Genomic DNA, 15,037 nt, shown 5'->3' on the forward strand with positions numbered 1-15,037 from the left:
GTCAGCCGTCCGGATGCCTGAACTCGGCACAGCAGGGTCTTGGGTCACCGTCACGCGCTCTTGTCGATCAGGTCGCACACGGAGTCGATATGAGCTTCGGTGGTCCAAGTGGACCCGACAACAATTCGAGCGTAATGACGGCCATCGGCTTCCGATGCGGTGATGTAGAAGCGGCCGTCTTCGTTAACCCTCCCCACCAGGTCATCGGTGGCCTCATTGCCTTCTCGGTGGACGAATGCAACCAATGCGAACGGCGACGGAGCAATGCGCTCAAGATTGGGATGACGGTCAATGCACTCCACGATCCTGCGAGTCCACGCGACATGGCTCCGGATCAATCTGCGCAACCCCTCGGCACCGAAACTGCGAAGCACGAACCAGAGCTTCAGCGCCCTGAACGGCCGGTCCAGCGGCAGATGCCAATCCCGATAATCAATGACTTGGCCACTGGCCGAGGCCTCGTTCCGCAAATACGGCGGCAGCACGCTGAGGGTTTCGATGAGCGGCCGCCGATCGGCAACCCACATGACCGAACAGTCAAGATTGGTGGCCAGCCACTTGTGAGGGTTGAACGTGTAGCTGTCGACGAGTTCCAGACCGTCCTGATGGGGGCGAAACTCCTCACAGATCATCGCCGAGCCGGCATACGCAGCGTCCACGTGGTGCCAGATCTGCTCGGTCCGAGCGATCTCTGCGATGGGACCGACCGGGTCCACCGCCGTCGTACCGGTTGTCCCGACCGTCGAGCACACGAACGTCGGCACGAGGCCGGCACGGCGGTCCGCCTCGATCGCCGCGACAAACGATTCGGGCCGGACTGCGAATTCTGCATCGGTCTCCAGCAGTCGAAGGTGCCGGTATCCGGCCATCCGGGCGCCCTTGTCGACCGACGAATGGGCCTCCTTCGACGTGTACACCACCATGTCGTCAGGGACCGTGCCGGTCCGCTTGCGGCAAACCTCGCGGGCCACCACGAGCATCGTGTGAGTGGACGCCGACGCCCCCGACTGCAGGACGCCTCCACCGACGTCGGTGGTCTTCCATCGCTGCGGCACGCCGAGCAGGTCGACGAGCCAGTCGAGCACATGGGATTCGATCTCGGTCGCCGCGGGCGAGGAGGACCACAGCATCCCGACGACGCCGAATCCGGCGGAAGCCAATTCACCGAGCACCGACGCCGGCGAGGACGCGGCAGGGAAATATCCGAGCCAACCCGGATGCTGCCAGTGAGCGAGTCCCGGCACCACGACACGGTCGAGATCCGCCAATACAGCCTCGAACGGCTCCGGCTGTTCGGGTGCCCGACTGGGGAGCTTCGCACGGACTTCACCGGGCTGAACCGTCTCGCAGACAGGCCTGCTGTCGAGATTGCCCAAGTAGTCGGCGATCCAGTCCACGAGCGAGTGCCCGTGTCGCCGGAAAGCTTCAAGATCGAGCGGATCAGGCGTTGCCGGTCTCACTGCTCGGTGCGCTCACTCAGCGCCGAATGTTCGCGGCACCTGTCGCTCGATCGGGATATAGGGCACATCGAAACCGAAATACGCGGGCCCCGATCCGTTGAGCAGTGCCGCCGGCTCGCGCATGACGTCGAGGCCGCGCATGCCCACAGCGGTTACCTCGTGGCCGACTGCGACATCGGCATTGGTGAAGCCGTGCCCACTGCCGGGATCGACGAGTGTGACGAGGTCTGGGCTGCACACCCAAGGCTGATCATCGAGCCAAGTGACATGCGTCTCGTTCTTGAACCACGTACGCAGGCTGTGGCCCTCCCACGCACCCGTTCCCTCGATCTCCAGCGTTCCAATCATGAAGCCGCCGGAGTCTTTCCAGTCCTTGTTCACCACCACGCCGTCGAACAACCGCCAGCCGTCGACGACCTCGAGCGCGGCCTCGACTGGATCGTCTCCGGCTTCGATCGCCTGACGGCAGGCTTTGCCGATAATCAGGCACAAAGAGAGCGTGCCCCCAACGACGACCCGCTTCATGTCGCGTGCGATCAGCGGAGTCGACGCGATGGCGGCACCGTCGAAACTGGCAATCGCGATGTGACGGGCGATCCGCTCGAGCATGTACGCATTGACCGTCCGTGCGACGATCACGGTATTGCCCCAGCAGTCGACAGCAGCAAACGGATCGCTCGATATTCCGTGGGCAAACGGGGTGCTCTGCATCTCCTCCGGGACAGCTCTGCCTGAGTAGTCGCCGTCGACAATGGGGATGCCCAAGCGAGCGGCTGCAACGACGGGTCCGGGAGAATTGCTAGCGCCGAGTTCAGCTGCAACGATGCATCCGATTTCTCGTCCGAGATGTTGTGACAATTCTCGAACGGCCGCACAAAGTGTGTTTTCTTGCGGGTCTTCGTCGGCATCGAGATGCATCTCGCGCAGCAGGTCCGCGTGAACATCGGACCGCGGAGCTATGGATCCGATCTCGTACAACATGGCCGTGAGCACATCGTCGTCGATGTGATCTGCTTCGAGCCATCCAAGTGAGAGCCCGTCGTCGAGGGCCGCGGTCAATACCTTGATGCCGTGTGCGGGGTTACCCCCACCGCCGGTGCCCATGAATAGACAGCCGACGATGAAGTCTTCGCAGTCCGCGATGGACTCCAGTGCGTGAGCCACCCGTGTTTCCCCGATTCGTAGCGACGGAAGTCTCAGCCCGTCGTCCGCAGCTCGTAGAACCGCACGACAGTGTTGTACGCGGGGTTCGGCACATGGCCGGTGAACTCGGCGCGCATGACTTCCACCGAGGGCACGTCCAGCATGAACACCGCCGCATGCTCCGCAATCAGAATCTCTTGCGCCTGCCGGAAGAGCTCGCTTGCCGCGTCTCGGTCGGTGCCGCTGATGGCATCTGCCTCGTCGATCAGTGCGTCAAACGCTTCATTGGAGTAATAGCCCAGATTGAAGAACGGCTCCTCTTCGGAATGGAATGTCGAGAACAGGAAGTCGTACGGCGTGACATAGGTCGGGAACCAGAACATCGTGAACACGTCCTGGGCTGCATCTGGGTCAGCCTGCGCCTTTTCCCAGCGTGCGTCCCACGTCAGCGGCTCCAGCTCGAGGTTGACGCCGATGGTGCTCAGGTTCGCCTTCCAGACTTCGCCGATTTGCTGTTGCTCGGTGGTGCCGGCGTCAAAGCTGTACGTCACGGTGAGGCCGTCGGCTCCGGCGCTCTCGATGAGGTGCCGCGCCCGATCGAGATCGGTCGCAGGAATCTCAAGGTCGGGAGCGGAGCCCCAGACGGTCAGCGGCACGATGCCTCGTGCTCTGACAGCTTCGCCGCCGTAGAGCGACGCTGTGATGTCGTCGTACGGGAACGACAGCACCAAGGCTTCCCGAATCTCCGCAGAGAGCCTGCGTGTATTCAGCAGGCCAAAGAGATTGGTCATGGAAAGGCTTCGCAGGACGTCGATGTCGCTGTCCTGCTCCAGTGAGTCGTAGACATCGAAGGGGAGGTTGTAGGTGAAGTGGGCATCCCCGTTGCGAACGAGCTGCTCGGCCAGCACGGGATCCTCGATCAGCCGCATTTCGACGGTGGAGACCTGGTTGGCGGACCATCCGCCCCAGTAGTCGTCAAATCGAGCGAGCACCGTGCTGCCCGCCGGGTCGTGCCCCTCGATGGTGTACGGACCGGTGCCGCACGCGTTTCCTTCGTTGAACCAAACGGCATCGTTCCCGACCGCCGAGGGGCACAGGACGTAGACCGAGTACTGCGACGACAGGACGAGATCGAGCGGCGTGGGCCATGCGAGCGTGAAGCTGATGGTGCGCTCATCGGCGACCTCCATCCACTCGATGGGCGCCAAGATGAACGCAGCCCCGAGCCCGAGGTCGATGGTGCGCTGCAGGGAATCGCGGACTGCAGCTGCGGTCAGCGGCGTGCCGTCGTGGAACGTCACGCCTTCGCGCAGCGTAAAGGTCCATTCGGTGGCATCAGCGTTCGAAGTCCACGATTCGGCCAGGAGGCCGGTCACTTTGTCGGAGGCTTCCGGATCGGCCAGCCGGGTCAGCGTCTCGTAGAGGTTCTGGAGGATCGTGTTCTCATTGGAAAAGGCGCTCGAAGGATCCAAGTCCCCGAACGTGTACGGGTTGGCGTAGACAAAGTTGGCGCCCGCGACGTCGGGCTCTTCGTCGACGGGCGCCGTCGTCGCGGCCTCGTCGGCAGGGGCTGGCGTGTCGGCAGTGTCGGCGTCGTCAGAGCCGCTCGAGCACCCCGCTGCGAGCAGCGCCACGGCCACTGCGATGCAGAGTTTCGTCCTGATCCTCATGATCATGTCCTCCCAATTCCGAACTCCCCACTCGGTCTCGATCCGGTGAGGAATCATGCGCACATATTTCGTACATTCGGCAGTTTAGAATGCAATTCCTATAGCCTAGTCGCATCAACGATCTATATTTTGCAGAATCAGTCAGATCAACTGCAAGACGTGTTCTTGCACGATCGGTCTGCCGAATGCCACCGAGGCAAACCAGCAACAGGCGCTTCGGGCCGGTCGCGTCACATATGTTGCGAGTCATTGAGATTGATGTAGAAGGGTCACGTCGGAGGCCAATGCGGTGCTCAGACGAACGGAGGGATGGCTGTGCGACTGGACGACCTGGATCTTGAAATCGTCGGGATGCTCAGCGTGGACGGCAGGGCCAGCTACAGCGAGATCTCGAAGACCGTCGGCGTTAGCGTGAGCACCGTCCGGAACCGCATCACCCAGATGCGCGAAGCGGGTGTCCTTCATCTCAACGTCTGGCTGGACCCGTACCGGTCCGGCCTCGCCATATACGCCACGCTGCTGCTCCGAGTGCGCGCAGGGCAGCTTGAGGCCGTCACCTCCAAGCTGGCGGAACTCGACGAGGTCGGCTACGTCGCGACGCTGACCGGCGGGCACGACGTGCTCGCGGACGTCTTCTGTCGCGACGTCCCCCACCTCAGCAATCTGATTCATAGCGAAGTCCAGGCCATCGACGGTGTGGAGTCGGTGACCTCGTACCTCGTGACCGACGTCAAGTACGAATCGAACCTCAACATCCGGCGAGTCATCGACAAGTTGGGCTCCGCCGACGACGAGAGCGAACGCTGAGGCCATGGAGGCCGAGACGATCGAGGCTGAGGCCTTGGAGTCAGAGCTCCGTCACGCGGCTCGGGTCCTGCTTACCGAGGTGCGGCCGGTTGCGCCTGGCGATCGCGTCCTGATCACGGCCGACAGCCAAGCTGACCAGCAGGTGGCCAGGGCGACGGAGGCAGCGGCTCGGGCTCTCGGTGCGGAGCCGACCGTGCTGACCTATCCCACCGGCACTCCCGTCGGGCCGGCGCCCCCCGCAGTGGCCACGGCGGCGTTGCAAGCTGGACATTGGATCAACTTCTCTGTCGGCTACCACCTCTACAGCGCTGCCTACGAGGCGGCGCTCGCCAACGGCTGCGTCTACGTCGAGCTCACCGGCATGGACGTCGACATGATGATCCGCACCATCGGAAGGGTGGACAACGCCTTGCTCGACGAGGTCAAGACTCTGCTGTACCGCAAGTCGCAGGCGGTCAGCACGCTGCGGCTGACCAGTCCGGCCGGTTGCGATGTGACCATGACTGTGGATCCGGCGGGCGATCCTTTCTGGGAGGATCCCCCCTCCGACCGCGGCTGGCCCCAGATGCTCGGCGGCCAGTCGGGCTGCATGGTCGTGCGGGAGTCCGCCAATGGCACGCTGGTGTTCGACGGCGCAGTGTGGCCTCCGGCCAGTCTCGGACTGTTGAAACGGCCGATCGTCATGACTCTCGTGGACGGGTACGCGACGCAGTTCTCCGGGGGCCGAGAAGCCGAGCTGTACGAGCAATGGCTGCGATCGGTCGACAGCGCTGAGACGCTGATGTTCGACCACTTCTGCTATGGCTTCAACCCTGGCGTGCGCAAGCCCACGGGGCGGATTCTGGAAGACGAGCGAGTCTTCGGATGCGTGCAGATCGGCATCGGTGCCACCGAGCTGGGCTCTCCTGTGCACTCCGATGGCGTGGTGCTGCGTCCTACCGTGTGGCTCGATGACCAACTGGTCCAGGCCGACGGCGCCTACGTCGATCCAGAGATCGCAGCATTGACTGACCAATTGATCGCTTGATCGCCTGGAGCCGTCTCGGTCAGGTGCGGGGGCGTGTCGCTTCGGCGTCGAGGATGTCGGCGATGCAGCCGGTGAGCTTCTCGGCGTAGGCGACGTGCAGGAACTCGTTGGGGCCGTGAGCGTTCGACTCGGGGCCGAGAACCCCGGTGACAACGAATTGCGCCTCGGGGAACATGCCGCCGAGCATGGCGATGAACGGGATGCTCCCGCCTTCGCCGAAGAGTTGCATCGGCTGCCCGAAGCGTCGCAGGGCGCTGTCGTTGAGTGCCTCAGCGAGCCAGGGCGACAAGTCGGCTGCGTCCCAACCGTCGGCGCATTCGACATCGTCCACGCTCACCGACGCCTGCAATGGCGGATCGGAGCTGAGCAGACCCACAAGTTCCGCCGCCGCCGCTTCGGAGCTGGCGCTGGGCGGCAGGCGCAAGCTCAGCTTCAACGCGGTGAACGGCCGCAGCACGTTGCCCGCGGAGGCGACGGGTGGCAAACCTTCAGCGCCAACGACGCTGAGCGCCGGCCGCCAGGTACGCGCCAGCAGGCCCTGCGCCGGATCCTCCGCCATCAGCTGGAGGTCGCCGATCAAGCCGAAGTCCTCGCCGGTGCCGCCGAGCAGTTCGGCCATGGCCCCCGCCTCTGCGACCCGGTGCGGAGGAATGTCAGCGTTGGCGGCTGCCACCAGCACAGCGCCGGTGGCGGAGTCCTCGATCCGGTCAAGCAGTATTCGGGCCAGACGGAACGACGACGGCACCAGGCCGCTGGCCATGCCGCTGTGCCAGCCCTCGGCGATCACGTCCACCCGCAGCGTTGCCTCCACCAGACCTCGCAGCGAAGTGGTCAGCCACATCGTGTCGTACGTCGCGCAACCTGAGTCCAGGCACACAAGCAAACCGACGTCTCCGAGCCGGTCGCCGAGCGCGTCGAGGTGATGCATCAGGTCCGGACTGCCCGATTCCTCGGATGCTTCGATCAGCAGCAAGCAGCGGCCGTGGCTGCCGCCGCAGGCTTGCACTGCCTCAATGGCGGCGAGGCTTGCGAAGGCGGCATAGCCGTCGTCGGCGCCTCCCCGGCCGTAGAGCCGGTCGCCGTCTCGCACCGGTGTCCACGGGCCGAGGCCGTCCTTCCACCCGGTCATCTCGGGCTGCTTGTCCAGGTGCCCGTAGAGCACCACCGTGGAGGGGTCATCACCGGCTGGCACCCCCATGCCGAACGGCTCCACCTCAACCACGATCAACGGAGTGCGTCCCGGCAGTCGCTGGACCTCGACAGTTGCCCCGACGACTGGCCGTGATTCGATCCACGCCGAGACCTGCTGAATTGCGGCCTCGATGTGGCCCGTCGCTGCCCAGTCGGCGTCGAAGCTCGGCGACAGCGCCGGTATCGCGATGTAACGCTCGAGCTCGGGAATGATCTCGTCTCGCCAACATGCGGCGATTGACGTCGCAACTCCGTCTGCGTCCATGCTCACGTTCGTCCTTATCGCTCAGCGCTGCCCGGGGACCGTCATCGTCGTTCCCCCGTCGATCATCAAGCTCGGGTACATACTGCCTGAGCGGGACCCGTGACAACGGTGCGCGTTTCGAACCCGCAGCCCAACCTGTCGGCGGCGCGTGCGAGCGTGCCGAGCTTTAGCGTCTGGGGCAGCCGATTCAGCTTCGGGTTGGGTATCTCGACCTCGGAATGGGAGGGATCGCGTGGAAGACGCTGACATGGTCGATTGGCATGAGCTGCGCGAGCGCGCCACTGCGGCGGCCGCTCATGCGTATGCGCCGTACTCGGGTCTGTTCGTCGGTGCAGCCGGTCTGGCCGATGACGGCAGGATCGTCGTCGGATGCAATGTCGAGAATGCCTCCTACGGGCTGACCTTGTGTGCCGAATGCAGCCTCATTTCCGATCTGCACCGAACAGGCGGAGGCCGCCTCGTGGCGGTGGCGGTGGCGGACCGACACGGCAACCCACTGAACCCGTGTGGACGCTGCCGCCAGCTCCTGTACGAGGCAGGCGGAGTGGGCTGCGCGGTCAACGAGACCACGACTGTGGCCGAACTCCTGCCGGGAGCTTTCGGCCCAGATGATCTGCAATCGAAATCGGAACGCTGACGGCGGAGATGCGCGCCGCAGCCGATGGGCTGGTGGCGCAGATGACCCTTGAGGAGAAGCTGGGCCAAGTCGCGATCAGCTTGCTCTGCGATGTCCGGCTTGGCAGCGACCACCCGGGGACGGCTGTGGATGGCCGCATGTGCCGCCACGGCTCGTCGAAGCTCCGCATGTGCGCGCCGTCGGAGCAGCGGTGGCCGTGCTGGGCGTTGACAGCGTCAGGTTCTGAGCAGGTTGCTGGCGCACTGATTCGTTGAAGGCGTCCATCATGTCGCGGCACTCGAACACGCGGTTGCGGCGACCAGCGCTTCGTTGCTCCAGGACGCCGGCGCCGGCAAGTCGTGCGACCGCTCGTTGGGCTGTTCGCTTGTCAACCCGCAACAGGCCCATTGCGCTGCCGACGGTGACCGCGGGGTGCTGAGGGAGTTGCTGCAACAGGCGGAACGCAGCGCTCGAGGTTCGGATGCCCGAAGAACGAGCCTGATTGGCCCATCGTTCGGAGAGCGATTCGACGTGTGCGTTGAGCCTGCGACGCAGAACGCAGGCATGATCGGTCGCCTCGGCCAGCAATTCCATCCAAGACCGAAACGCCTGCGATCGCTGTGGCGCATCCGGCGCGCACACAACACGAGCCAGGTCGAGCGCGTCGAAATACCGCTCCTTGTTGAGCATCAGCGACGAGCTCACTGGCAGCGCTCCGCTCCCGATCACCCCGTCGCGCAGATACACGTACTGGATGAGTGCCCGGCCGGTTCTCCCGTTGCCGTCGGGGAAGGGGTGGACGGTCTCGAACTGGGCATGGGCGATCGCTGCACGCACCAGCGGTATCCCGTCACCGTTGATGAACTCGATGAGATCTTCGAGCAGATCGTGCACGAGTTCCGCTGGCGGGCCGACGTGGCGAGCTTTGAGCGGGCCACCAAGGGCGCCGCCGCCGACCCAGTTCTGCCGGTCGCGGAGCTGCCCGGCAATCGGGTCGTCGTCCCCCATCAATGTTGCGTGGATCTCGCGCAACGCATCGATGGTCAGGTCTGCGCCCGACGCTGCCAACTCACTCGCCTTCTTTGTTGTCGCGACGTTGCGCAATGCCTGCATCTCGGGGACGGGCGGCTGGGTGCCGAAGAGGCTGAGTTGCGCTTCGGCCCGGGCAACCCGACGAGCTGACGGCCGGATCTCTTCGATCGTGCTCGAGGCGATGCTCTCAGCTCGGTCCAAGAGCCACTCCGAAGCCATCCCTGGAGCATCCGCTGCCGACTGCGCGAGGTCCTCGCATCGCTGGGCCGAAGCGGTGATCCGCTGCCATGTGTCAGCGTGCAGTTCCGGTGCCCATCCGCTGATCAGATGAGGGACGAAGGCAGAGAAGATCTGCTGCTTCGGGTCGGTCGGTCGCGCTGCGCGAGACGTAAATGTTCGGTCGTCCCAGAATCGCTGCTGGTTCCAACCCACGATCGTGCCCTTCCGAATTGTCGCTCTGACGAGGTTAGCGACATCTCAGGTGCTATGTGATGGTGAATTGTCGTTCGACCCATTCCTTCTCTGTGGTCACGCTGGCCCTCCCGTTCAGGTACCCGCAATTGCAGGTGACGTGGCGTTCTTGACCGTGCTTACGCTGCGAAAGGTTTGGCCCTGTCGAGGGCCGCGACGACATACGACCCTGGGGGTAGCGGTGGCCATTCCAGTACCCGACCTCAACGAGCTTCGGGCGATCTCGCAGAGCTGGAACCTGGGGCTTCACGACAACGAGCTGTCGGTGTATCAGGCGCTGATCGAAGGTGCATTGGGGTCATACGAGTACGTGGATGCGATGTACGACGCATCCAAGCCCGCTGCCCCGGAACGTCACAGTTACCACCCGGTCGACAGCGACAACCAGCTCGGTGCCTGGTACGCCCGGTGTGAGCTCCGCGGATCCGAGTTCGGTCCGCTGACGGGAAAGACGTTCGCCATCAAGGACAACGTGGCAGTCGCGGGGGTCCCGATGATGAACGGCTCGCGCATCGTGGAGGGATACATCCCCACCGTCGACGCCACTGTCGTGACCCGGATCCTGGCTGCGGGAGGCACGATCCTGGGCAAGTCGGCTTGCGAGGACCTGTGCTTCTCGGGCGCCAGCCACACGTGCGCCACTGGTCCCATACGCAACCCATGGGACACGTCGCGAACCTCGGGCGGTTCGTCGGGCGGCAGCGGCGCCCTGGTGGCCGCCGGCGAAGTGGACATGGCCATCGCGGGCGACCAAGGCGGCTCGATCCGGATGCCGGCCGCGTTCTGCGGCAACGCGGGACTGAAGCCAACGTTCGGCCTCGTCCCCTACACCGGCGCCTATCCGATCGAGTGGACCATCGACCATCTGGGCCCGATCGCACGCAACATGGCCGATCTGGCGCCATTCCTCACCGCGATCGCAGGCCCTGACGGCCACGACCCACGCCAACCCCATGCGCCATCGGGCATCGACTACTCCGCTGGCATGGACGTCGGGATCGAGGGCCTCAGGGTTGGCGTCGTCGCCGAGGGATTCGGATGGGACGGGCTCAGCGACCCCGATTCCGACTCACTCGTGGAAACTGCCGCTCATCGTCTCGCGGACGCCGGCGCGATCGTCGAGACCGTCTCGATCCCCGAACACCGAGATGCCCTGCATGTCTGGAACGTCATAGCGACCGACGGCGCCATGTGGCAGATGATTCGAGGCAACGGCTACGGCATGAACTACCGAGGCCGGTTCGACCCCGAACAGATCGAGCACTCACACCGAGGCTGGAAGGCCAACGCCCATCTCACATCGAAAACGCTCAAGTTCGTGATGCTGTGCGCGGAGCACACGATCTCCCATACCGGTGGCGGGGCCTATGCGCGAGCCGCCAACGTACGCCCGCAGATCAACGCCGCCGTCGACGCGGCGCTCGCCAACTACGACGTGCTGTGCTACCCGACGTTGCCGTTCCCGGCAACGAAGATTCCGTCGAGCGACGCCCCGATCGACGAGTACGTGGCCCGTGCGCTGGAAATGATCCCCAACACGGCGGTCTCCAACGTGACCGGCAACCCTGACCTGACGATTCCGGTCGCAGCGGGCAATGGCATGCCGGTGGGCATGAGCATCGTGGGCAAGCAATGGGATGAAGCCCTGCTGATTCGGGTGGGTCGCGCCTATGAGAAGCTTGTGGGCGGGTTCGCCCAATCTCCGATGGCAAGAGAGAGGCTCGACGGCTGAACGATGGGCACACGATCCGTGCTCTATTGATTGTGGAAACATCGGTCTCGGAGCGCAAGGAAGCCATGGCTGAAGTCAGGCCCGGAGGAAACGGCACCAGCGGCAGTGAATCTGTCGGCCTCGAGGATCTCGAACGACTCGCGGATCTGAGCGAGACGCTGGTCGGATTCCTCGACCCGGGAGCGCTCGCCCAACGCACTGCCACGTTGCTGCATCGCATACTGGGGCTCCCGCTCGTTTCGGTAGCGGTGCGAGACGGCATGTCGCACTACGCGATGCGCGGAGTCCACGGCGCACGCACCGACCGTTTCCGCCAAGTCCAGTTGTCGACGGGCGAAGGCATGGGTGGCCGCGTCGTGATCGAGCGACGACCGATCGAGGTGGAGAACTACACCACCGACCCGCGCATCACGAATCACTTTGCCGACGTGGTTTCGGCTGAGGGACTCGGCGGCATGGTGGCAGTGCCCGTCGAATACGGCGACGAGCTCGTGGGCATCCTGTACGGCGGTCTGCGCTCCATTGGTTCGATCGGTGACAGGTCCAAGGTGCTGCTCGAAGAAGCCGCCTTCAACTTGGCGCCAATGATGGTCGCCTCGATTCGGGCCGCCACTGCCATCCGACGTCACGTCGATGCCGAACGTCAACGAATCGCAAGCAGCCTGCACGACGACGTGGGCCAACTGCTGTTCTCGATCAGCGTTGCCGCTCAATGTCTGCGGGACGGAGGCAATGAGAGCCAATCCGCGATCGCCGAACGCATTGAGCGGCAGGCACAAGAGGCAACCCAACGGATGCGCCAGGCATTCAAGGTCACCGAACCGGGTCGGCCCAATGAGTCCGCGACAGTTGCGCTGCAGAGCGAGATCGACGACTTGGCTGGCAGATCGGGACTCCTGGCACACTTCGTCGTGCGGGGGGCAATTCGTCCGATGCCGCAACGAGTCGAGGCTGCGCTCGTCAGCATCGCCCGCCAAGCCTTCTTCAACATCGAACAGCACGCGCGGGCGTCCATGGTCGTTGCCACGCTGGATTTCCGAGACACAGAAGTATCACTGGTCATCCAAGACGACGGACACGGGCTGCCAGAGGAATTCGAGCTGTTGGTGATTCCGTCGGGCGATCGGCACTGGGGCCTGGCTTCAATGCTGCGAGGGGCACAACGCCTCGGCGGCGACTTGGAGGTGCAGCCCGGAGAGGACGGCGGGACGACGGTCCGCATCACGATGCCCGTCGGCGAGAACCGATGACCGCTTCGGTACTGGTGATCGACGACCATCCCGTGGTGATCGACGGAGTCCGCCAGCTATTGGCGGGCGAGCTGGACTTCGACATGGTCGGCGAGGCCACCAACGGCGATGACGGGGTAGCACTGGCAAAGTCGCTGGCACCTGATGTGGTGCTGTTGGACCTGAAGCTGGGTGACAGCTTCGCACCGCACCTTTGTCGGCTGTTGGCTGAGGCTTCGCGGGCGTCTCGCATCGTGATTCACACTGCCTTCGACGACCGGGAACCGCTGCGGGCCTGCCTCAACGCCGGCGCGGTCGGAGTCGTGCTGAAGGACGCCAGCAATCTGGTGGACGCACTGCGCCGCGTGATGACCGGTGAGATCTACGTCGATCCGTCGCTTGTCGTGGACCCGAAGGTTCGGGCGCTGCGACTCGGGGAGGAAGGCGGCGTGTATGAGTCGCTGACCTTGCGGGAATACGAGGTCTTGTGTGTCATGGCGCTGGGCCGCACCAGCAAGGAGATCGCGGCCGAGTTGCATCTCGCCGAGAACACGGTGCGTAGCTACACCCAGGCGATGTTGTCAAAACTGCACGCACGTAACCGCATCGAAGCTGTGGCAATCGCCCGAGAGCTGAGACTCCTCTAGCCCTGATTATTCACGAGTCGGGCGGACTGGGTTGTCTGGGTCCGCGGAAAGGCCCCTCTGACCTGCGACGATGTGTGTCTGTGATGAACGCATCCGCGAGTTCAGGGGGGCATCTCCGAGGTGAAACTTAGCAGTGTCACAAACGCGCGTCTGGCAGGCGGCGGGGATCGTGTGGTGTGGGGTTGTTCGCTTTGGGCGGGTTCGCGGACCGGGTCGGGCTGACCGAGGCGCTGTGGGGTGCGGTGCCCCCACGCGGCGAGCGGGCCCCGGTTCATGACCGGGGCGCGGTGCTGGTCCATGCGTTGTTGATGCTGGCCGGCGGCGGGGAGGCGTGCACCGACATCGAGCATCTGCGTGCTCAGCGGGAGCTGTTCGGCGACGTGGCGTCGGACTCGACGCTGTACCGCACCCTCACGGGCCTGGGCGAGGGCGGCGCCGCGGCGCTTTTGGGCGCGGCCGCAGCGGTGCGCGAGCTGTTGTGGGCCGACCGTGACCGCAGCGCGCCGCTGGTGGTCGATGTCGACTCGACGCTGGTGGAGGTCCGCTCGGAGAACAAGGCGGGAGCTGCGCCGCATTACAAGGGCGGGTTCGGGTTCCATCCGATGGTGTGCTCCACTGCGGACGGGGAGCCTCTGTGGATCAAGCAGCGGCCCGGCAACGCCGCCGCGAACGACATCGCCGATCACCTCGAGGTGATCGACGCCGCTGTGGCGACGCTGCCCGAGCCCGACGCCGTGGGCCACCGCGAAGGCGACGACGACAGCGTCGTGGAACGCCCGCTGGTGGTGCGCATCGACGCCGCGGGCTGCTCGCCCGGACTCGCCGCGGCACTGCGGGACCGCAACATCGGCTATGCGGTGTCAGCTCGGTCGGCTCCGGGCGTCCAAGCAGCGATCCGCGGCGGCCTGGGCGACCCGGACCGCTGGCACAACGCCCCAAAGCGGCCCGCCCAGCGCAAGCGGCGCGGTGCTCAGGTCACCGACCTCACCGACCTCGCGGACCTGTCGGGCTGGCCCGGCCGCACCCGGCTGATCGTGCGCCGCGAGCCGCGCCACCCCGGAGCGCAGCGCAGCCTGTTCCCCAGCGAGAACTTCCGATACTGGGGATTCCTGACCGACCAGCCCCGCAGCGCCGTGCAACCGGATCGGCTGATGCGCAGCCACGCCGACGTCGAGAACGCCGTGTGCCGGCTCAACCACAGCGGCCTGACGCGCATGCCGTTCACCGACTGGCACGCGAACAGCGCCTGGGCCGCCATGTGCATCATCGGCCTCGCGCCCCTCGGCTGGTTCCAGAACGCCTGCCTCACCGGGGCGCTGCGCCGCGCGGCCCCCAAACGGCTCCGCTGGGAGCTGTGGCACCTCCCCGCGCTCGTGTGCCGCACCGCCAGACGCGTCCTTTTGCGCCTGCCCGAACAGCACCCCGGCGCCAAAGCGCTCCTCGCCATCGCCCACCCCCGCTGACCCCCCAGCCAACCGGTCCCGCGCGACGCCTGCCCCCGGCGGGACAGCCCCGCCACGCCCCCAGCGCCGCCCAGCGCCGCCTGAGCGCCACAACCGGGGCCATCGGCTCCCCTGCGACGCTCCCGCCGACGCCCCAACAGCCCCACACCACCAAACCGGGCGCAAAGCACACCGAAAATACGACCAACAGAATTCTCATGAATAATCAGGGCTAGCTAGCACCTGCATTCGCGGGTAGTTGCGCGCAACCCTGCAATCGCGTGTGTCGGCACATCCAGCCTGCG

12 protein-coding genes are annotated in these 15,037 nt (G+C 65.0%); 7 read left to right on the plus strand and 5 right to left on the minus strand.

Features of this window, described 5'->3' with window-relative positions; all coding sequences use genetic code 11:
- Positions 1-50 precede the first annotated feature (50 nt).
- Genes ACQY5K_RS09780 through ACQY5K_RS09790 form a run of 3 tightly spaced genes read right to left on the minus strand, consistent with a single transcriptional unit; the run spans position 51 to position 4,273 of the window.
- Complete coding sequence (locus ACQY5K_RS09780) at positions 51-1,460, minus strand: pyridoxal-dependent decarboxylase (RefSeq protein ID WP_428122512.1); 1,410 nt, start codon at positions 1,458-1,460, stop codon at positions 51-53.
- 12 nt (positions 1,461-1,472) lie between these two features.
- A complete protein-coding gene (locus tag ACQY5K_RS09785; RefSeq protein ID WP_428122514.1) occupies positions 1,473-2,624 on the minus strand; it encodes a DUF917 domain-containing protein in 1,152 nt (383 codons plus the stop codon).
- 32 nt (positions 2,625-2,656) lie between these two features.
- Complete coding sequence (locus ACQY5K_RS09790) at positions 2,657-4,273, minus strand: ABC transporter substrate-binding protein (protein WP_428122516.1); 1,617 nt, start codon at positions 4,271-4,273, stop codon at positions 2,657-2,659.
- A gap of 309 nt (positions 4,274-4,582) precedes the next feature.
- Here ACQY5K_RS09790 and ACQY5K_RS09795 point away from each other — a divergent pair, with 309 nt between their 5' ends.
- Both ACQY5K_RS09795 and ACQY5K_RS09800 read left to right on the plus strand, forming a co-directional pair.
- Positions 4,583-5,080, plus strand: a complete 498-nt coding sequence (locus ACQY5K_RS09795) for an Lrp/AsnC family transcriptional regulator (RefSeq protein ID WP_428122519.1) — start codon at positions 4,583-4,585, stop codon at positions 5,078-5,080.
- A 4-nt stretch (positions 5,081-5,084) separates the two neighbouring features.
- On the plus strand, positions 5,085-6,107 hold the full coding sequence (locus ACQY5K_RS09800) for a hypothetical protein (protein ID WP_428122521.1): 1,023 nt from the start codon (positions 5,085-5,087) through the stop codon (positions 6,105-6,107).
- A 19-nt stretch (positions 6,108-6,126) separates the two neighbouring features.
- Here ACQY5K_RS09800 and ACQY5K_RS09805 read toward each other — a convergent pair whose 3' ends face one another.
- On the minus strand, positions 6,127-7,563 hold the full coding sequence (locus ACQY5K_RS09805; RefSeq protein ID WP_428122523.1) for a M20/M25/M40 family metallo-hydrolase: 1,437 nt from the start codon (positions 7,561-7,563) through the stop codon (positions 6,127-6,129).
- Positions 7,564-7,810: 247 nt separating this feature from the next.
- On the opposite strand from ACQY5K_RS09805, the gene ACQY5K_RS09810 reads away from it, so the two are divergent.
- A complete protein-coding gene (locus ACQY5K_RS09810; RefSeq protein ID WP_428122628.1) occupies positions 7,811-8,200 on the plus strand; it encodes a cytidine deaminase in 390 nt (129 codons plus the stop codon).
- Between the two features lie 75 nt (positions 8,201-8,275).
- Here the strand turns inward: ACQY5K_RS09810 and ACQY5K_RS09815 are convergent, their stop codons facing one another.
- A complete protein-coding gene (locus ACQY5K_RS09815) occupies positions 8,276-9,643 on the minus strand; it encodes a Fic family protein (RefSeq protein ID WP_428122525.1) in 1,368 nt (455 codons plus the stop codon).
- A gap of 220 nt (positions 9,644-9,863) precedes the next feature.
- Between ACQY5K_RS09815 and ACQY5K_RS09820 the strand changes: the two genes are divergently transcribed.
- The 4 genes from ACQY5K_RS09820 to ACQY5K_RS09835 all read left to right on the plus strand — a co-directional run bounded on the left by ACQY5K_RS09820 (position 9,864) and on the right by ACQY5K_RS09835 (position 14,753).
- The gene (locus ACQY5K_RS09820) at positions 9,864-11,414 is read left to right on the plus strand and encodes an amidase (RefSeq protein ID WP_428122528.1); all 1,551 of its coding nucleotides are present in this window, start codon (positions 9,864-9,866) and stop codon (positions 11,412-11,414) included.
- 65 nt (positions 11,415-11,479) lie between these two features.
- Positions 11,480-12,664, plus strand: a complete 1,185-nt coding sequence (locus tag ACQY5K_RS09825; RefSeq protein WP_428114590.1) for a histidine kinase — start codon at positions 11,480-11,482, stop codon at positions 12,662-12,664.
- Positions 12,661-13,290 (plus strand): response regulator, encoded by a 630-nt coding sequence (locus tag ACQY5K_RS09830; protein ID WP_428114592.1) that lies wholly within the window; start codon positions 12,661-12,663, stop codon positions 13,288-13,290. The genes ACQY5K_RS09825 and ACQY5K_RS09830 overlap by 4 nt, the downstream gene beginning before the upstream one ends.
- 176 nt (positions 13,291-13,466) lie before the next feature.
- Positions 13,467-14,753 carry an IS1380 family transposase gene (locus ACQY5K_RS09835; protein WP_428114595.1) on the plus strand — a complete coding sequence of 429 codons (1,287 nt, stop codon included), beginning with the start codon at positions 13,467-13,469 and terminating at the stop codon, positions 14,751-14,753.
- Positions 14,754-15,037 lie beyond the last annotated feature (284 nt).

Origin of the sequence: Candidatus Poriferisodalis sp., from assembly GCF_965262965.1 — a bacterium.
In the GTDB taxonomy this organism is placed as follows: domain Bacteria; phylum Actinomycetota; class Acidimicrobiia; order Acidimicrobiales; family Poriferisodalaceae; genus Poriferisodalis.

Bases quoted from the DNA above. Each gene is read 5' to 3' on its own strand.
- ACQY5K_RS09790 (WP_428122516.1), bottom strand. From the start codon at position 4,273: ATGAGGATCAGGACGAAACTCTGCATCGCAGTGGCCGTGGCGCTGCTC.
- ACQY5K_RS09795 (WP_428122519.1), top strand. From the start codon at position 4,583: ATGGCTGTGCGACTGGACGACCTGGATCTTGAAATCGTCGGGATGCTC.
- ACQY5K_RS09800 (WP_428122521.1), top strand. From the start codon at position 5,085: ATGGAGGCCGAGACGATCGAGGCTGAGGCCTTGGAGTCAGAGCTCCGT.
- ACQY5K_RS09805 (WP_428122523.1), bottom strand. From the start codon at position 7,563: ATGGACGCAGACGGAGTTGCGACGTCAATCGCCGCATGTTGGCGAGAC.
- ACQY5K_RS09810 (WP_428122628.1), top strand. From the start codon at position 7,811: ATGGTCGATTGGCATGAGCTGCGCGAGCGCGCCACTGCGGCGGCCGCT.
- ACQY5K_RS09825 (WP_428114590.1), top strand. From the start codon at position 11,480: ATGGCTGAAGTCAGGCCCGGAGGAAACGGCACCAGCGGCAGTGAATCT.
- ACQY5K_RS09830 (WP_428114592.1), top strand. From the start codon at position 12,661: ATGACCGCTTCGGTACTGGTGATCGACGACCATCCCGTGGTGATCGAC.